14 protein-coding genes are annotated in these 18,081 nt (G+C 55.4%); 12 read left to right on the forward strand and 2 right to left on the reverse strand.

Annotated features, from left to right (window positions below; all coding sequences use genetic code 11):
* Positions 1 to 96 precede the first annotated feature (96 nt).
* From TREPR_RS04875 to acsE, 10 genes are all read left to right on the forward strand, one after another.
* Positions 97 to 1,524, forward strand: a complete 1,428-nt coding sequence (locus tag TREPR_RS04875) for an AAA family ATPase (RefSeq protein WP_015707183.1) — start codon at positions 97 to 99, stop codon at positions 1,522 to 1,524.
* A gap of 2 nt (positions 1,525 to 1,526) precedes the next feature.
* Positions 1,527 to 2,993, forward strand: a complete 1,467-nt coding sequence (locus TREPR_RS04880; protein ID WP_015707184.1) for a vWA domain-containing protein — start codon at positions 1,527 to 1,529, stop codon at positions 2,991 to 2,993.
* A gap of 45 nt (positions 2,994 to 3,038) precedes the next feature.
* Positions 3,039 to 4,982, forward strand: coding sequence for a corrinoid activation/regeneration protein AcsV (gene acsV / locus TREPR_RS04885; protein WP_015707185.1), 1,944 nt, complete (start codon positions 3,039 to 3,041; stop codon positions 4,980 to 4,982).
* On the forward strand, positions 4,975 to 5,670 hold the full coding sequence (locus TREPR_RS04890; protein ID WP_015707186.1) for a DUF3786 domain-containing protein: 696 nt from the start codon (positions 4,975 to 4,977) through the stop codon (positions 5,668 to 5,670). The genes acsV and TREPR_RS04890 overlap by 8 nt, the downstream gene beginning before the upstream one ends.
* Positions 5,671 to 5,802: 132 nt before the next feature.
* Positions 5,803 to 7,698, forward strand: coding sequence for an anaerobic carbon-monoxide dehydrogenase catalytic subunit (cooS, locus tag TREPR_RS04895; protein WP_015707187.1), 1,896 nt, complete (start codon positions 5,803 to 5,805; stop codon positions 7,696 to 7,698).
* Positions 7,698 to 8,471 (forward strand): ATP-binding protein, encoded by a 774-nt coding sequence (locus TREPR_RS04900; RefSeq protein WP_015707188.1) that lies wholly within the window; start codon positions 7,698 to 7,700, stop codon positions 8,469 to 8,471. The genes cooS and TREPR_RS04900 overlap by 1 nt, the downstream gene beginning before the upstream one ends.
* A 72-nt stretch (positions 8,472 to 8,543) precedes the next feature.
* Positions 8,544 to 10,688, forward strand: coding sequence for an acetyl-CoA decarbonylase/synthase complex subunit alpha/beta (gene acsB, locus TREPR_RS04905; protein WP_015707189.1), 2,145 nt, complete (start codon positions 8,544 to 8,546; stop codon positions 10,686 to 10,688).
* Positions 10,689 to 10,769: 81 nt separating this feature from the next.
* A complete protein-coding gene (gene acsD / locus TREPR_RS04910; protein ID WP_015707190.1) occupies positions 10,770 to 11,714 on the forward strand; it encodes an acetyl-CoA decarbonylase/synthase complex subunit delta in 945 nt (314 codons plus the stop codon).
* A gap of 12 nt (positions 11,715 to 11,726) precedes the next feature.
* Positions 11,727 to 13,058 (forward strand): acetyl-CoA decarbonylase/synthase complex subunit gamma, encoded by a 1,332-nt coding sequence (gene acsC, locus TREPR_RS04915; protein ID WP_015707191.1) that lies wholly within the window; start codon positions 11,727 to 11,729, stop codon positions 13,056 to 13,058.
* Positions 13,059 to 13,124: 66 nt separating this feature from the next.
* On the forward strand, positions 13,125 to 13,910 hold the full coding sequence (gene acsE, locus TREPR_RS04920) for a carbon monoxide dehydrogenase/acetyl-CoA synthase methytransferase subunit (RefSeq protein ID WP_015707192.1): 786 nt from the start codon (positions 13,125 to 13,127) through the stop codon (positions 13,908 to 13,910).
* Positions 13,911 to 13,916: 6 nt separating this feature from the next.
* Here the strand turns inward: acsE and TREPR_RS04925 are convergent, their stop codons facing one another.
* On the reverse strand, positions 13,917 to 14,207 hold the full coding sequence (locus TREPR_RS04925; RefSeq protein ID WP_148257236.1) for a hypothetical protein: 291 nt from the start codon (positions 14,205 to 14,207) through the stop codon (positions 13,917 to 13,919).
* 66 nt (positions 14,208 to 14,273) lie between these two features.
* Here TREPR_RS04925 and TREPR_RS18395 point away from each other — a divergent pair, with 66 nt between their 5' ends.
* The gene (locus TREPR_RS18395; protein ID WP_148257237.1) at positions 14,274 to 14,456 is read left to right on the forward strand and encodes a DUF8180 domain-containing protein; all 183 of its coding nucleotides are present in this window, start codon (positions 14,274 to 14,276) and stop codon (positions 14,454 to 14,456) included.
* Positions 14,456 to 14,911: a CooT family nickel-binding protein gene (locus tag TREPR_RS04930; RefSeq protein ID WP_015707195.1), complete on the forward strand. Its 456-nt coding sequence runs from the start codon at positions 14,456 to 14,458 to the stop codon at positions 14,909 to 14,911. Before TREPR_RS18395 ends, TREPR_RS04930 begins: the two co-directional genes overlap by 1 nt.
* A gap of 97 nt (positions 14,912 to 15,008) precedes the next feature.
* Here the strand turns inward: TREPR_RS04930 and polA are convergent, their stop codons facing one another.
* Complete coding sequence (gene polA / locus TREPR_RS04935; RefSeq protein WP_015707196.1) at positions 15,009 to 18,020, reverse strand: DNA polymerase I; 3,012 nt, start codon at positions 18,018 to 18,020, stop codon at positions 15,009 to 15,011.
* Positions 18,021 to 18,081: the final 61 nt, after the last annotated feature.

Here is an 18,081-nt window from a genome sequence, read left to right on the forward strand (position 1 = left end):
GGTGGAAACATCTTGGGCTTTTTTTAAGCCCTGGGGAAATCAGGGCGCTGCGGAAAAACCATTGACCCTTTCCTGCCCAGCCTGTAGCATGGGGTAATGAAGGGCATCAACCGGATCCGTGACCGGATCGAAATAGCCATCGAGATTACCCGGGACAGCCAGGTCCCTATTTTGCTCATGGCCAATCCGGGGCTTGCAAAATCAACCGTGGTGTACAACTGGGCCAGACGTAACAATTACCATATAGAAACGTTGATCGGCTCACGCTTTTCCCAGGAGGAAATCCTGGGTTTTCAGGTCCGCGCCGAGGACCGTGAAACCGGCGAGCATTACCTGGAACTCCTTCCCCCCCACTGGTACCGGAATATCCTGGAACAGGAAAGCAGGCAGGTGCCTTCGGTACTGTTTCTGGACGAGTTAAGCACCGCCCAGGAAAACGTTCAGGGCGCTTTGCTCCAATTGGTGTTTGAGCGGAAAATCGGAAACGGCCGGACCCTGCCGGAATCAACCCTGGTGATCGCCGCAGCAAACTACAAGCAGAATATCCCCTTCCAGTTCAACATCATGGCCCCCATACTCAACCGCTTCTGTTTAATAAACCTGTCCTACGACAGTAATGATGCTTTTCTGGATGAATTTCTCCAGGATGAGGCGGAGCTTGTAAAAGACCTGGTTGTCTTTGAGGAAAAGGAAATTACCCCCTGGCAGCGGGACTATCTCCGGGACGGCTTAAAGATGATGTTCAGGACCCTGTTCCGTTCTTTCGAGGAAGACAACCGGGACATGGACAAGGACCTGATCTACACCATGGACATCAACAACCAGGTTTACAATACCATGTACGACGACGATTCCCGGTATGTGTACAATTTCATCTCCGGCCGCACCCTCTGGTACCTGCACAAGGTTACGCTTTCCTTCCTCCGCAAGGGCCTGACTATCGAAGAACACGGCGCCGCCATACTCAACATGGTTTTCGGCCTCATAGGGCTGGGGACCAACACTTTTACTGATACCCAGCGCAAAGCCTACCTGAAAAACGCAGAAACCCTATACCGGCGGCTCTACGGAATTCTCGCATCCCGGGATAGTCCGGGCGCCCTGGAAAGCGCATCAAGCGATCTGTCTGCAGCCCTGGACTTTACGGGGAAGAGCGCTGCCGATGCCATCAACGAATGGGTTCTCTTCCACGAATCTTCGGTGCTCCAGGAACTCCTGGACCCGAACCTGGAAGCCCTGGCCTCTCACATAGGCACCGCCTACGGCATAAGTCCCGGAGATATAGAACGGCTGCACCAGCGCATCAACCACAATAAGGCGGACCTCTACACCTTTTCCAACGATATGCAGCGCCTGGACTACCTCATCGGCATCATTGAGGACGAGCAGAAGGGTGTACCAATTGAAACCGCCGGGGACCAAGTCGGCGGCGGGCATGGCGCACTCAGCCTGCTGCGCAGTATCCGTGACGCCTACGGGCCCTGCCGGGACGAGGCGGCCCAGCTCATGATGAAAAACATCTGACCATGGAAGGTTCCTGGGAACCGGCCCTATACCGGGAAACCAACAAACATCTGGAGCGGCTCAATATCCGTATCAGTTATATTGACGCGCCCATGGCAGCCCTGATGCCGAATGTTCCGGTCAGTTTTTCCTACCGGGCCATGCGGGGAGAGTACTGCATTTATATCGACAGAAAAGCTGACCATCCGACGTTTATGGTCCGGGACCTTCATGAAAAGGGGCATATACTCTTTAACCACTTTACCCGTCCCCGGACCCACCGCCAGCAGTTCGAGGAATTTTTCCGCCGCAACCTCCATACCTTCCTGAACCGTCTTCCCCCAGAACGGAATTTGACCTCCAAACTGGGAAGCTATGCCACTTACATTTACAACCGCTTTTCCGATATCGCCCAGGCCATGGAGATCAACTCCAAGCTTTTTAGCGCTGACCGGGGGGTCAATTCGTCCGCCCCCCGGGGTGTGCTGGAGGGCTTTGTTTTCCCCCGGGACGGGTGGCCCGAAGGCCTGGACTGGATGAGCTACATGAGCTTCCTCTGCACGGAGCTGAACTTTTTTTTGGACCACATCGGTGATGGGCCGGGGCAAAAAATAAAGTCCAGCGACATTGCTAGCTATAACGCCATGCAGGCCGCTGAGCGGCGTATTCAGGACATCCAGGAAACCCGGAAAACCGCCGCCGATGCGGACAGTAACGCTGCCTATGAACCGGAGATTATCAAGCACGGAAGAACCGATAACTTTTCTGATACCAAATCGGTCAATACGGTTACTGAGCTAAATAACGTTAAAGACCTGGTACGGATACTGCGGGAACGGAGTCTCCTGCTGAAACGGAACCGGCTTCACACGGACATACTCTACAATATTAACCGGAATAGATTCGGTGACATCCTCATTCCCCGGCGCTACCGGGTTGAAAACTACAACCTGAACAATATCTGTATACTCCTGGATGTTTCAGGCAGCGTTCCTGCGGGCTTTGTACGGCGGGTTATCCATACCATCATGCAGGCCGAGGGGGCCTTTAACAAGCATATAAGCCGCCTGGTCTGCTGGTCCGACAGCCTCTGCTCAGACACAAGCCTGGCGGGCATTAGGGAGATCAGCTCCGGGGGTGGCACCATGCTGGGGGCTGGTATCGAATATTGTAAACGGTACCTCAACGAACGCTCCAGCTTTTTTATCATCAGCGATTTTCAGGACGATCTCAATGACTGGATCAGCGCCGCAAAGGACCTGGGCTGTGCGAAAACCGCCGTGGGCTACGGCAGGATGGGCCGGGAATCCAGCTTTGAGCAGTGGTTTTCCGCCATCGGCTCCAATGCTTCCTACCGCAAAAACCCCGTGGACATACGCCGCTTTGTTTCGGTTTTTGACACAGTGCTCCTGCGGGATAATTTGGTGCAGTGGGCGGAACTTCCGGCTTCCGCAAATTCCCCCAAAAAAATGGTTGACAGCAGCCCATAATACGGGTTACATTAGATAAAATAATAACGATATGGGTAGCAAAGAATGGGTAACAAAGAGTATCGGATAACTTTTGCCATTGAGGGTGGAGAGACCCTTTCCGCCCTTGCCCCTGAGGGGGAGACCCTTCTCGAAACTGCCCGCAAGGCCGGGATTGATATCGATGCCCCCTGTTCGGGGAACGGGACCTGCGGCAAATGCCGGGTCAGGCTCGCCGAAGGGGCCGCCGAAGGGGCGGTTCCCCGCCAAATCAGCCCCGAGGATTATGCCGCTGGTTGGCGGCTGGCCTGCGGTATTAAGGTTATCTCCGACTTGACCCTGGAAGTGCCCCCCTCAGCCGGGGCGTTCAAAAACCGCATGAAGGTAACTGACCTCAGCGAAGGCCGGGAACGGGCGGCTTTTGAGGCCCTGGGCAAGGATATGGACGAGATGGGCTTCCGGGGGGACAGCGGCCTGGAAACGATTGCCCTCAGCCTGGCGCCTCCGGCTATGGATGACGCCATGGCGGATCGTGAGCGGCTCTTGGCTAAGTACGCCGAAACGAGTGGCCGGGAGGCTGAACTTAGCATCTTTGCCCTGCGAAAGCTCCCACAGACCCTGCGGGAATCAGATTTTTCTATTATATGTGTCCTTAGAAAGGGGGAAGACCGGGATCCGGCAGTTCCCTCCCGAGACCTGATCCTGGATATACTCCCCCCGGGCGCCGAGCCGGTATTGCCGGGTCTGGCGGTGGACATTGGTACCACCTCGGTAGCCATGGTGCTCACGGACCTCAGGACCGGGAAACTCCTGGCAGGGGCTTCCGGCGGGAACGGACAGATCCGCTTTGGTGCGGATGTGATAAGCCGCATTATTGCCAGTACAAAGAAAGGCGGCCTGGAACGGCTGCGGCGGGCAGTGGTTGAGGAATGTATACTTCCCCTGATCCAGGGTATTTGTACCAAAGCGGGGATCCCCACTGAGGGCATCTACCGGGCGGTGGTGGCGGCCAATACCACCATGACCCACCTTTTTACCGGGGTCTACGCAGACTATCTCCGGCTGGAACCCTATGTGCCCACTTTTTTTCAAACTGCCAAGTACCGCAGCATCGACCTGGGTCTGAACCTTAACCCTGATGCCGAGGTACTGCTGGCCCCCAGTATAGGCAGCTATGTGGGTGGGGACATCACCGCCGGGGTCCTCTCTTCGGGTATTTACAAGAAAGACACTTTTTCCCTTTTCGTAGACCTGGGAACCAACGGGGAACTGGTCTTCGGTAATTCGGAGCTCCTCATGTCCTGCGCCTGTTCCGCCGGTCCTGCCTTTGAGGGCGGGGACATCAGCTGCGGTATGCGGGCCACCGACGGGGCCGTAGAAGCCTGCTCCATTGACGCGGAAACCATGGAACCTGCCCTGACCATCATCGGGCCTCCGGGCCAGAAGGCTGCGGGGCTCTGCGGTTCCGGGCTCATCGACGCCATCGGGGAGCTTTTCCGCTGTGGGATCATCAATGCCAAGGGGAAAATCATCAAGGAAGGGAAGCGGATCAGCCATGACGAATACGGCGCCGCCAGCTACATCCTGGCTTTTGGGGCGGACAGCGTTACCGGAGCCGATGTCTCCCTGAACGAGGTGGATATTGACAGCTTTATCCGGGCCAAGGGGGCGATTTTCTCCGCCATCAGGTCCATGCTGGCAATCATGGACTTTTCTGTTGACGCCATTGAGGAAGTCTACGTGGCCGGGGGCATAGGCAGCGGTATCAATGTGGAAAAGGCGATCCGTATCGGCATGTTCCCCAAGATCCCGGTGGAGAAATACCACTATATCGGCAATACCTCCCTGTCCGGAGCCTACGCCATGGTCAGCTCCGCCGGGGCCGCCGCCAAGGTGACCGAAATCAGCCAGGGCATTACCTACCTGGAACTGTCATCCCACCCGGGCTATATGGACGAATTTGTGGCGGCCTGTTTCCTGCCCCATACCAACGGAGCCCTTTTTGAGTGATGAACAGGGTCGGGCCGGGGGAACCATGGCGGCCCTTGCCGGAGGCGCCAGGACGGAGATAAAAAACCAGAAAGAGGGGGTCCCCCTGGCCCATTATCAGGGACTTTACCGTACCCGGGACCCTTTGGAGATAGGGGAGCGTTGCGGTCTTGTATATGAAAAAACCGGAGAAGGGGAGGGGGCTTTCCCTATCCGCCTCCTGGGGACCGAATATAAGGCTCTTTACCCGGAATTTGAGCTTCAGGATGACGCCGGTAAGCTTGTAACTGATCCTTATGAAAAGATCCTTCTTTTGAGGTATCTTTGCGAGGGGAAGTTCTTTGCAAGCCGGGGCAAGCAGCTTTCGTATAACGAGGTGCCCTGGGGCCAGACCTACTACCGCAACTTCGAGGGGCGCTGCCTTAAACGGCTGGCATTTACCTTTGGGAACGATTTAGAGGGTTTTCGTCAGATAGTTGAAGCGGCGCCGGGACTCCGGGCAGAAGCCCTGGACAAGGGGGATGTCGGGTACCGGTTTGAATTTATCAGCGGCCTGTTTATGAGTGTTTTGATCTGGGCAGGGGACGAGGAGTTTCCCCCCTCAGCCCAGATACTATTCGATGATAATTTTGTCTTTGCCTTTACCGCCGAAGATATGGCGGTGGTGGGGGAAGTGGTAATCAGGAGGTTCAAGGGGATGAAAAAATGAGGACTTTGAAGGCTAATTCGATAAAAAAATATCAATATTTGGAACATTTATAAATATTTACAGTTTACTTTTTTTAAATTCGCTGTTACTATAGATCCTGTTAGGGATTATTTAGTTGAGAGGAGGCTTATAGTGAGAACATTGGAGAATTTTACTACCATTGAACAAATGGAAACCGTAACCGCCAAGTTGAAGGAAATGGCAACCTTTGTGCATGCCGAAACCTGGCAGGATCGGGCTAAGAACCAGACCCCCCATTGCAAATTTGGGGAAGACGGGATTTGCTGCAAAAACTGTTCCATGGGACCTTGCCGGATTACCGCCAAGGCTTCCAGGGGCGTCTGCGGCGCCGATGCCCATGCCATAGCGGGCAGAAATTACCTCCGCACCATAGCGGCTGGTACTTCCGCCCACTCGGATCATGCCCGTGAGATCCTTCACGTGCTGCACAGCGCCAGCCGTGACGGTAATTACCAGGTGCGGGATGAGCAGAAGCTTATCAAACTGGCCAAAGAATGGGGTGTTGCGGTAGATGGCCGCGATATCTATGATGTAGCCCACGAAGTCGCCGAAGTGGGGCTTGCGGAATTCGGGAAAAGCTTCGGTACCCTGCGTTTTATCAGCCGGGCCACCCCGGAGCGGCAGAAAGTATGGAAGGAACAGGACATTGAACCCCGGGCTATTGACCGGGAAATCGCCACCTCCATGCATATGACCAATATGGGAAACAGCGCCGATGCGGCAGCTTTGCTTCACCAGGGTCTGCGGACCTCCCTTTCCAACGGCTGGGGCGGCTCCATGCTGGGTACGGAAATCACCGATATCCTGTTTGGTACCCCCACGGTATGGAATACCGAAGGCAATCTGGGCGTTCTGGAGAAGGACTATGTCAATATCGTGGTCCACGGCCATGATCCGGCCTTCTCGGAAATGGTGGTAACCGCCGGAGAGCTTAAAGAGCTGATCGATTACGCCAAGAGCAAGGGCGCCAAGGGCATCAACCTGGTAGGCCTCTGCTGTACCGCCAATGAAGTGGCCATGCGCCACGGGGTCCGCATGGCGGGCAACTTCCTCCAGCAGGAAAACGTGGTCCTCACCGGTGTGGTGGAAATGATGTGCGTGGACGTACAGTGTATCTTCCCCGCTCTTTCCGTGCTGACCGAATGCTACCACACCAAATTCGTTACCAGTTCCCCCATCGCCCGGATTCCCGGCTCGATCTATATCGAATTTAAGCCCGAAACTGCCTTTGAGCAGGCTAAGGAAATCATCAAGATGGCGATTGACAACTTCCAGAACCGGGATGCGTCGAAGGTCTATATTCCTGACACCAAGCAGAAGGCTACCGTAGGTTATCCCTGCGAACAGATCATCAAGCATCTGGATGGGGTCGCCAATAGCCATGTGGACGAATTAGGCTCCTACCGGCCGGCCATTGATGCCATTAAAGCCGGTGTTCTCCGGGGCGCAGTAGCCATTGTGGGTTGCAATAACCCCCGGGTACGGGCCGACTATTCCCACTTTGAAATCATGAAGGAACTCCTGGCAAACGATGTGCTTATCGTAGCCACAGGATGCGCCGCCCAGTTGGCAACCAAGGCAGGACTGCTCCAGAAGGAAGCTAAGTACCTCTGCGGCGCCGGTCTCCGCCGGGTCTGTGAACTGGTCGACATTCCGCCGATCCTCCACATGGGCGCCTGCGTCGATATCAGCCGCATGATGCTCCTGGCAACGGGCATAGCCAAGGACTGGGGGGTTGATACCACCCAGATCCCCGTCGTAGGCTGTGCGCCGGAATGGATGAGCGAGAAGGCGGTATCCATCGCCAACTACGTAGTGTCCACCGGGCTTGACGTATACCTGGGCATTGAGCCCCAGGTTAAGGGAAGCTCCCAGATGATGGAACTGATTACCGAAGGTACCAGGAAGATCACCGGGGCCGGATACATCATCAACACGGATCCCCATGAACTGGTTAAATCAATACTTGACGGGCTTGAGAAAAAACGGGCTGGTTTGGGTATCTGATGAAGATTGCGATCACCGGAAAGGGAGGCGTCGGGAAGACCACTTTGGCTGCGGTATTAGCGCGGCTGTATGCTGCCGAGAATCGAACGGTTCTGGCGGTAGATGTGGATCCCGATGCCAATCTGGGCTTAGCCCTCGGGTTTACCGAGGAGGAAGTGGCGGCCATCACCCCCATCTCCAAAATGAGCGACCTTATCGCCGAGCGTACCGGGTCAAACAAGGATACCTTTGGGAAGTTCTTCAAGATCAACCCCAAGGTAGACGACATACCCGAATTATTCGCCCGGGAGAAAAACGGGGTTAAGTTTCTGGTGATGGGTACTGTGGAAACCGGAGGCGGTGGCTGCGTGTGCCCTGAACATGTGATGGTCAAGAGGGTCATCTCCCACCTGGTGGTAGCCAGGGACGAGGTGGTTATCATGGATATGGAGGCCGGGCTTGAACACCTGGGCCGGGGCACCGCAGGAATGGTGGACCGGTTCATCGTGGTAATCGAGCCGGGTGAACGGAGTATCCAGACCTATCACAAAGTAAAATCCCTGGCCGCTGACCTGGGAGTTATGGCTGTAAGCGTGGTGGCCAGTAAGGTCCGGAGCAAGGACGATGAGGAATACCTCAAAGCCCGTATTCCTGCTGAGGATCTTTTCGGGTTCATCTCTTACAACGAAGAAATTATAGACGCCGACCGCCGGGGGGTATCGCCCTATGATACCAGCGGGAAGGCAAAAGCCGAGATCATGAAGATCAAGGAACGCATTGATGCGGCGAAGTGAAACGTTGCGGTAAACCGCGGCGTTATTTGCCGCAGGGTATGCGGCACATAAATCCTGAAGGAGAGGTGCTTTATGAAATTATTATTTAACCGGGTTTTTGACGGTGCCGACGAAATGGTGGCAGTAGCCGAAAAGACACTGAATGAGACCCTGAAAGAACTGGGGCCATCTGCCCCCCTGGCCATGCCCAACACGGCGTATTTTCTCGCCAATCATCTGGCCTATCTGGGTAAGAAGATTACCACCCTGGGTGAACTCAAGGCTGCTTTTGACGAGACTAAAGCTAACTGGATGCCCCGCAACCAGCGCCTGGGCGATGCCTTTAAAACCGGCTTCGGCACGGTGCTCGCAGGCGAAGTTGTTGAAGCCTGTAAATACGCCAAAAGCCCCACCCCTTACGGTGAGGGCGACAACCGGGAATACTGGGGCCACATGAGTGACGCCGAAGTGCGTGAACTCGGGGTACCCCTGGTAACCGGGGACATTCCCGGATTCGTGGTCATCATCGGTCCTGCCCCCTCGGATGAGGAAGCGGCTGAGCTGATCAAGGGATACCAGTCCCGGGCCATCTTCGTGTTCCTCATTGGCGGGGTCATCGATCAGGCCAAACGGATGAAGCTGAACATGAACTTCTCGGTCCGCGTTGTCCCTGTAGGGCCGGAACTCTGGCACGTGGCCCACATTATTTCTCTGGTAAACCGGGCCGCCATGATCTTTGGCAATGTCCAGCCCGGAGATCAGGAAGAATTTGACGATTATACCTTTAAGCGTATCCGGGCCTTTGTAAACGCCTATGACCCCTTGCCGGATCTGACTGTAGCTTACGGCGGCGGCGCCATTGCCATGGGTTTCCCGGTTATCACCAACTCCACCAAGGACGTGTGGCCCGTACCGAAGAGCCTGATCATCCAGAAGGATACCAAAGACTGGATCGAAACCTCCCTGGAAGCCCGGGATATCAAGATCAAGGTTACCAAGGTTGACATCCCCGTAGCCTTCTCCACCGCCTTCGAAGGCGAAATTATCCGCCGGGCTGATATGCACGTGGATATTGATGGTTCCAAGGGCGACTGTTTCGAATGGGTTGATACCAAAGAAGCCAACGAGATCGAGGATCACAAGATCGAACTTTTCGGGCCGGATTTGGACAGCGTAGCCGAAGGGTCCCGCTGGGCCCTGGGTATTGTGGTAGAAGTTGCGGGTAAGAACATGCAGAAGGACTTTGAGCCTGTGTTTGAACGCCGGCTCCACCACTACCTGAACTATGCTGAAGGGGTTATGCACACCGGGCAGCGGGACCTTATCCGTATCCGGGTCAGCAAGGCCTCCTATGCAGCGGGTTTCCGGGCAAAGCATTTGGGGGAAATCCTCTATGCCAAGCTTAAGGGCGACTTCGATGCCATCATCGACAAGGTCCAGGTAAAGATCTACACCAAGCCGGAAGATCTCAAACGGCTGAAGGCAGATGTAAACAAAGTCTACGCAGTCCGGGATGACCGGCTTAAGTCCCTCACCGACGAGAATGTGGAAGTTTTCTACAACTGCATACTCTGCCAGTCCTTCTCCCCGGCCCACGTGTGCGTGGTTACCCCGGAACGGCTGGGCCTCTGTGGCGCCGTGTCCTGGTTGGACGCTAAAGCCACCAACGAGATCGACCCCAATGGTTCCTGCCAGATTGTTACCAAGGAACGGGTGGTGGATGAAAAACTCGGCATCTGGGAAGACGTGAACGAAGCGGTGCAGACCGCCTCCCACGGCTCCCTCCAGGCGGTTACCCTCTATTCTATCATGCAGGATCCCATGACCAGCTGCGGTTGTTTCGAATGTATCTGCGGTATCGAGCCCGCCACCAACGGCGTGGTTATCGTTAACCGTGAACATTCCGGCATGACCCCCCTGGGGATGTCCTTCTCGGAAATGGCCTCCATGACCGGCGGCGGGGTTCAGACCCCGGGCTTCATGGGCCACGGCAAGCAGTTCATCAGTTCCAAGAAGTTTATGGCAGCTGAAGGCGGCCCCGCGCGTATCGTGTGGATGCCCAAGGCGCTCAAGGAATTTGTGGCTGCCAAGCTTAACGCAACTGCCAAGGACCTCTATGGGATCGACAACTTTGTGGACAGAATTGCTGATGAGACCGTTACCGAGGACGCGGAAAAATTGGTGGAATACCTGACCGAAAAGGAACACCCGGTACTGCAGCTTGAACCCCTGATGTAATGAGCAAAAAAAAGCAATGGCGGGTGTATCCCGCCATTGCTTTAACAGAGATTTACACATATCAAAGAAAGGAGAGATGTTATGTCGTTTAAACGCGTTCCGCAGAAATTTCCGGCCACCATTAAAGAGGTGATAATTGGCGCCGGGGACAAAACTGTTACCCTGGGGGGTGAGAATGTACTCCCCTTCTACAGTTTTGATGACAAGATCAAGAACCCTCCCCGGGTGGGCGTAGAAGTTTCTGATCTGGGGCCAAACCGGGATTTGCCGGAATTGGGCAAATTCTATGCCGGGGCCGAAAAAATCGCTGATGTGGCAAAAAAAGCCTGCACGATTCCCGGCGCCGATTTTATCAGCCTGGTGCTTGAAAGCGCCGACCCCAATGGGGCCAACAAGTCCATCGAAGACTGCGTTGCCCTCTGTAAAGAAGTGGCCGCTGCGGTAACTTTGCCCCTGGTGATTCAGGGCAGCAAAAACACCGAAAAAGACGGTCAGCTCTTTGTGAAGATCGCCGATGCCCTGCAGGGTAAAAACGTGCTCTTCATGTCTGCCAAGGAAGACAACCACAAGGGTATTGCGGTAGGCGCGGTTCAGGCCTATGGACAGAAGATAGCCGCCGAATCTGCGGTGGATATCAACCTGGCCAAACAGCTCAACGTGCTTATCACCCAGTTGGGGATTAAACACGAAAGCATCGCCATGAACGTGGGTACCGCTGCTGCGGGTTACGGTTTTGAGTACGTAGTGAGTACCATGGACCGGATCAAGCTGGCTGCCCTGACCCAGAACGATGACAAGCTCCAGATGCCCATCATTACCCCTGTAGGGGAACAGACCTGGGCCGTGGGTGAATCATTCAAGAGCGAAGAGGAAGCACCCGCCGGCTGGGGTCCCCGGGAATCACGGGGTATCGCCATGGAAGTGGCCACCGCTTCTGCGGCTTTAGCTGCCGGTTCAAACGCTGTTATTCTGCGCCATCCCGCATCGGTTGCCGCAGTTTCAAAACTTATTGCGGCATTGGTATAAGGAGGAGAAAAAATGGCGCTTAAAGGATTAGACATCTTTAAATTATTGCCCAAAACGAATTGCAAGAAATGTGGCAACCCTACCTGTATGGCCTTTGCTATGAAGGTAGCTCAGGGCGGGATTACTATCGACAAATGCCCTGACATTTCGGCGGAGGCCCTGGCTCAGCTCAGCGAAGCTTCGGCCCCCCCCATGAAGGCCCTAACCATCGGTGCTGGGGACAAAGTATACAAGCTTGGCGGCGAGACCGTACTGTTCCGGCATGATAAGACCTTTGTGTCCAAGAGCCTCTATGCAGTAACGGTGTGCCAGGATTGTGTGGACGAAAAGCTTCCCAAGATCAAGGCCGTTGACTATGAGCGTATCGGTGAGCGGATGATCGTGGACCTGATCAACGTGGAATTCTCCGGCGATAAGGCCAAGTTCCTTGACACCGTGAAGAAGGCCCAGGGCGCTGCCCGGACCCTCATCCTGGAAGTGTCCGATGCGGATGCCGCCAAGGCTGCCCTGGATCTGGTCAAAGCTGAAAAGCCCATCCTCAACGGGGCCAATGAGTCCAACTGGGAAGCCTTTAACAAGATCGCCACCGAAGCCGGGGTTGTCCTGGGCGTTACCGGGAAAGACCTGGATGTTATCTACGACACGGTGCAGAAACTGGAAGGCGCTGGCAACAAGAACCTGGTCATCGACGTGGGTTCCGTCTCCATTAAAGATGCCTTTGCCAACGCGGTGCAGATTCGCCGGGCAGCCCTGAAAGACCAGGACCGCAGTTTCGGCTATCCCAGCATCGTTAACCTGTCCAAACTTGCCAAGGGTGATGATGTACTGCAGACGGCATTGGCTTCGGTCTTTACCCTGAAATACGGTTCGATCATTATTCTGAGCAACATGAGCTATGCCCAGGCATTGCCCCTGTACGGCCTCAGGCAGAATATCTACACCGACCCCCAGAAGCCCATGAAGATGGAACCGAAGATCTACCCGGTCAACGGCGCGGACGAAAATTCTATTTGCGCCATCACCGTAGACTTTGCCCTTTCATACTTCGTTATCAACGGCGAACTGGAGCGGAGCGGGGTGCCTGTAAATCTAATCGTCTCCGATGCCGGCGGGTATTCGGTGCTTACCTCCTGGGCGGCGGGAAAATTCTCTGCCGGTACCATCTCCAAGTTCTTTAAGGAATCGGGTGTTGAGGGCAAGGTGAAGAGCCGTAACCTCCTTATCCCCGGCAAAGTTGCCGTCCTAAAGGGCGAGCTTGAAGAAAATCTGCCCGGCTGGAAGATCCTGGTCGGACCCAACGAAGCGGTTGGGGTAGTCAAATATCTCAAAGATTTTAAAGGTTAACAAGAAATCGCTAAAAACTAAGCAAGTTTTTAGCGATACCCACAATTTTATTGGAGGATTGTATTTATGGGTAAATTTATTGTAATTGGTGAACGTATTCACTGTATTTCTCCGGCGATTAAAGCGGCCATGGAGACCCGGGATCCCGAGCCTATCAAGAAACGGGCGAAGGAACAGCTTGATGCGGGGGCCACCTACCTGGACCTGAATATCGGGCCTGCGGAAAAGGGCGGCGAGGAACTGATGCAGTGGGGCGTAAAGCTCCTGCAGGAAAATTTCGACAATGTGCCCATCGCCCTGGATACGGCGAACAAAAAGGCCATTGAAGCGGGTATCAAGGTATACAACCGCTCCAAGGGCAAGCCCATTGTCAACTCCGCCGATGCGGGGGATCGTATTTCCTACATTGACGTTGCGGCGGCCAATGACGCTATCGTTATTGCCCTGGCATCGAAAGCCGGTGTTCCTTCGGACAACGAAGAGCGCCAGGGCTATGTTCTGGAAATGCTGGAATACGGCATGAACCTGGGCATGGATGCTGCAGATTTGTGGTTTGACCCGCTCTTCCTGGTTATCAAGGGTATGCAGGAAAAACAGCAGGAGACATTGCAGTTCATCAGCTGGCTTGCCGAACAGGGCTTTAACTCCACCGGTGGGCTTTCCAATGTGTCCAACATGATGCCCAAGACCTTGCGTCCCATCGTGGATTCCTTCATGGTTGCCATGTGCATCAGCCACGGCCTTACCTCCGCTATTGTGAATCCCTGTGATAAACAATTGATGCAGGGGATTAAGACTGCGGATATTATCATGAATCAGTCCCTGTTCTCCGATTCGTACTTGGAGCTGTAGTCTATGTCAGACGAAAACCACGGCCACGATCATGGGCATACTCACGCCCATGATCATGACCATGGCGCTGACCATGAGCATGATCACGGTCATGGTCATGGTCACAGCGATGGTCATACCCACGAGCATGAACATAGCCACAGTGATGGTCATACCCATGAGCATGAGCATAGCCACAGCGATGGTCATACCCACGAACATGAGCATGCCCACGGTGACGGTCAAACCCACAGTCATGAACATACCCATGGTCACGAACATGAGCATGCCCACGGCGATGGTCAGACTCACAGCCATGAACATGCCCATAGTCATGAACATGTCCACGGTCAGGGCGGCGGCGATTTAGCCAAGCTCAAGACCTTGCTGAAGTACATGCTGGATCACAACCGGGAACACGCGGATGAACTGGGTGACCTGGCGCACAATCTCTATCACGCCGGCCAGACAGAGTCTGCGGATAGTATCCACGAAGCGGTCAAGGACTTTCAGAAGGGGAACGAAAAACTCGATAAAGCCCTGGCTTTAATCAAGGATGGCAAGTAATGTGTCTTTCCACGGCCTATGAATTGGGCGGCGACGGAACAAGGAAGATGCTCTGCGAATATGTCAGCGTTATTAAAGTGGTGGGGGATACCATAACCTTCACCGACCTGATGGGCCAGGAACTTAGCGTAACCGGTGCGCTGGAAAGCGTGGACCTGGTAAAAAACGCGATCATCATAAGCCCATTCAGTATTTCAGTCAGTAATGCTGCCTCCGGGGCCGGAAAGAAACGCTACGAGCTTATCCGGGAGATTTTTAATTCCTGTTCGGGAAACCAGATGCGGGATGTGGATGTCCAGGAGATAGAGACCGACGATGTGGACGCCTACTTGGCGCATATGTACCAGGGAGAACATTTTACCAGCGACAAAACCGTGCGCGGCGACGGGGTGGTGGTGTTCGAAATCGACGCATCCGGGCTGGCTCAGCGGGTCTCATTTACGGAAATAAGTTAGCGGAAAATTAGGTAACATAGAAACGGGCAGTTGGCGGAAACGTCAGCTGCCCGTTTTTTTGGGTGGGGTATTTAGCCCTTCTGAATTAACCGGTCCCTTAGTGAAAATCTCCCCAGCGTTTTCCGGTTTCCACGCTGACCCGCAGGGGTATCCGCAGTTTTACTGCGTTTTCCATTACTTCTTTTACCATTTTTGCTGCGGCAGCGGCGTCGGCCTTTGGGCATTCAAGGATCAACTCATCGTGGACTTGCAAAAGCAGCTTTGCGGGGCTCTTTTCTTTGGTGAGCCGTTCGTCCAGGTGGAGCATGGCGGTCTTGACTATGTCCGCTGCGGAGCCCTGGATGGGGGTGTTTACCGCTACTCGTTCTGCACCAGCTTTTTCAGTTTTGTTCCGGGAGTTGATGGCCGGGATGTAGCGGCGGCGGCCCAGGATGGTGGAGGCGTAACCTGTTTGCTCAGTATTTGTGATGAGTTCTTCAATGAGGCGGCGGATACCGGCGTAGGTTTTGAAGTAGGCTTCAATAAAATTCGCCGCATCGGTGCGGGTGATGTTCAGCTCCCTGGCGAGGCGGAAGGCGCTCATGCCGTACATGACACCAAAATTGATGGTCTTGGCCATGCGGCGTTGGTCAGGGTGCACATCTTTTTCACTAACCCCGAAGATCAGGGCGGCGGTGCGGGCGTGAACGTCTTTACCTTCGTTGAAGGCGGCCAGGAGGTTTTCGTCCTGGGAAAGGTGGGCCAGTACCACCAGTTCTATCTGGCTGTAGTCGGCGGAGATCAGCACATTGCCCGGTTTGGCGATAAAGGCTTCCCGGATGCGGCGGCCTTCTTCGTCCCGGATAGGGATGTTCTGGAGGTTGGGTTCCCGGCTGGAAAGGCGGCCTGTGGCGGTGCCGGTCTGGACAAAGTTGGTGTGGAGCCGGCCTTCCCGGTCAGCCAGGTCTATCAGGGCATCCGTATAGGTGGACTTGAGTTTTGCCAGGGTGCGGTGGCGGAGGATCAGGGCCGGGACCGGGTCCTCATGGGCAAGCTCTTCCATCACCGCCACATCGGTGGAGTAACCGGTTTTGGTTTTTTTGCCTGGCTTGAGTTTTCGTTCCGTAAAGAGCACTTCCTGAAGCTGCTTGGGGGAGCCCAGGTTGAATTCGTGGCCTACCAGTTTGTAGGTATCCGCCTGTATCTGGTTCAGTTCCTGGAAGAGTTCGACCCCATAGTCCTTGAGAACCTTGGGCTCTATTTTGATCCCCAGGCCTTCCATTTCTGCAAGTATGGGGAGCAGGGGCATTTCCAGGTCCCGGAAAAGGCTTTGGGAGCCGGTTTTTTCCAGACGCCCTTCAATATAGGCCTTAACTCGCAGGGTAAGGTCAGCATCTTCTGCGGAATAGCGGGTGGCGGTTTCCAGGGGCACATAATCAAAGGTTTCACCCTTGGGAACGATGGTGTTGTAGGCTACGGGGGTGTAGCCGAAGTGGTAGGATGCCAGGGAATCCAGGGAATAGTTGTTCCGCTCAGGGTCATCCAGCCAGGCGGCTACCATGGTGTCCCAGATTTTGCAGTTCCACCGGGGGAGGCCCCAGCCCCGGGAAACCTTGTAGTCGTATTTGGCATTGTGGGCAACGGCGGTCATGGCCGGGTCCGCCAAAAACTGCCCCAGGCTTTCCCTCACCTTTTCCGGGTCTAGGAAGGGGGCGGGGTTCCCGGCGTCATCCGCCACGGTCCGGTGGGCCGCCACGGGCACGTAGAAGGCTTCTTTGGGCTTCAATGCCAGGGATATGCCTATGGGCCGGGCATTCCAGGCGTCCAGGGAATCGGTCTCAAAATCCAGGGCGATAAAGCCTTGTTGCCGGGCTTTGTTCAGGATCGCTTCAAATTCGGCAAAGTCCAGGATCGTCTTGTACACCCCGTCCCCCAGCAGGGCCGGGTCCACAGGGCTCCGCTCAGGGCCGCTTGCGCTGTATGCTGCCGGGCCGCCGAAATTGTTGCCGCCATCCGCCGGGCCGCTGGCACTGTCCCCGGTATAGGGCGCATCTCCGCCAGCTCTGTCCCCCGCGCCCCCAGCTTGGTCCCCGGTATGGGACGCACTGCCAGCTCCACCCATGCCATTCGCCAAGCTGCCGGCATAGGGCGCCCCGACTTTTCCCTTGGCCGCCGGGTCCAGGGCGGCCGCTATCTGGCGGATATCCTCCCGGAGTAGGACCTGGGCGCCGGCGCTTCGGTCCAGGTTTTCCACTGAAAATTCATCCAGGGCCTGGGAAGGGATGGGCGCCTCATAGCTCAGGGTGATTAGGGATTTGGCTAAATAGGCGCTTTTCTTACCTTCGGCGAGCTTTTTCCCCACCGCGCCTTCAATGCCGGCGATGTTTTTGTAGATTTCGTCCAGGGAGCTGTAGCGGGCCATAAGTTTTACCGCAGTCTTTTCGCCCACCCCCTTAACCCCGGGCACATTGTCCGAAGTATCCCCGATCAGGGAAAGCAGGTCCAGGACCTGGGTGGGGTTTACCCCCCATTCGGCCTTCACTTCCCCTGGGCCTACCAATTCGTAGGGGAGGCCGCCTCTGACCGTGTTGGAGGGTGCGCTAGTTTCACCGGCTTTGGCCGCCTTGGCGGGCCGGAGCTGGTAGGTCCCGTCACCCACCAGTTGGAGCAGGTCCTTGTCCGAGGAAAGGATGTAGCATTGGCGGCCCTCGGCCCGGCATTGCTTGGCCAGGGTGGCGATGATATCGTCAGCTTCGAAGCCGTCTGCCTTGAGGGCCGGGACTTTTAGGGCGGTCAGGACTTCTTCTACCAGAGGCACCTGGGTGTGGAGGTCCTCCGGGGCCTTTTGCCGGGTGGCCTTGTACTCCGGGTATTGTTTGTGACGGAAGGTGGGAGTGGGGGAGTCAAAAACCACTACCAGGCGACGGGGCTTTTGGGGCTTTGCCAGGAGCACCCCTGCCTCATCTGCACCGGGGGCGCCTTCATCCAGAAGGCTGACCAGGGTCCGGGCAAAGCCGAAGAGGGCGGATACGTTCTGGCCACGGCTGTTTCGCAGGGGACGGCTCAGGAAGGCGAAATAGGAGCGGTAAATCAGCCCGTAGGCGTCGATCAGGTAGAGGGGGTCTTTCATACCTTTATCATAAAGGATGCGGCCCCTTCGGTAAAGCGTGAATTTTCCCGTTAGCCAGGGC

The sequence above is a fragment of the Treponema primitia ZAS-2 genome, assembly GCF_000214375.1.
GTDB lineage: Bacteria > Spirochaetota > Spirochaetia > Treponematales > Breznakiellaceae > Termitinema > Termitinema primitia.

Excerpts from the sequence above, each read along its gene's own strand:
- TREPR_RS04875 (WP_015707183.1), top strand. The coding sequence starts at position 97 with ATGAAGGGCATCAACCGGATCCGTGACCGGATCGAAATAGCCATCGAG.
- TREPR_RS04930 (WP_015707195.1), top strand. The coding sequence starts at position 14,456 with ATGTGTCTTTCCACGGCCTATGAATTGGGCGGCGACGGAACAAGGAAG.
- TREPR_RS04900 (WP_015707188.1), top strand. The coding sequence starts at position 7,698 with ATGAAGATTGCGATCACCGGAAAGGGAGGCGTCGGGAAGACCACTTTG.
- acsB (WP_015707189.1), top strand. The coding sequence starts at position 8,544 with ATGAAATTATTATTTAACCGGGTTTTTGACGGTGCCGACGAAATGGTG.
- TREPR_RS04925 (WP_148257236.1), bottom strand. The coding sequence starts at position 14,207 with ATGGCTGTGAGTCTGACCATCGCCGTGGGCATGCTCATGTTCGTGACC.
- acsE (WP_015707192.1), top strand. The coding sequence starts at position 13,125 with ATGGGTAAATTTATTGTAATTGGTGAACGTATTCACTGTATTTCTCCG.
- acsV (WP_015707185.1), top strand. The coding sequence starts at position 3,039 with ATGGGTAACAAAGAGTATCGGATAACTTTTGCCATTGAGGGTGGAGAG.
- acsC (WP_015707191.1), top strand. The coding sequence starts at position 11,727 with ATGGCGCTTAAAGGATTAGACATCTTTAAATTATTGCCCAAAACGAAT.
- acsD (WP_015707190.1), top strand. The coding sequence starts at position 10,770 with ATGTCGTTTAAACGCGTTCCGCAGAAATTTCCGGCCACCATTAAAGAG.
- TREPR_RS04880 (WP_015707184.1), top strand. The coding sequence starts at position 1,527 with ATGGAAGGTTCCTGGGAACCGGCCCTATACCGGGAAACCAACAAACAT.
- polA (WP_015707196.1), bottom strand. The coding sequence starts at position 18,020 with ATGAAAGACCCCCTCTACCTGATCGACGCCTACGGGCTGATTTACCGC.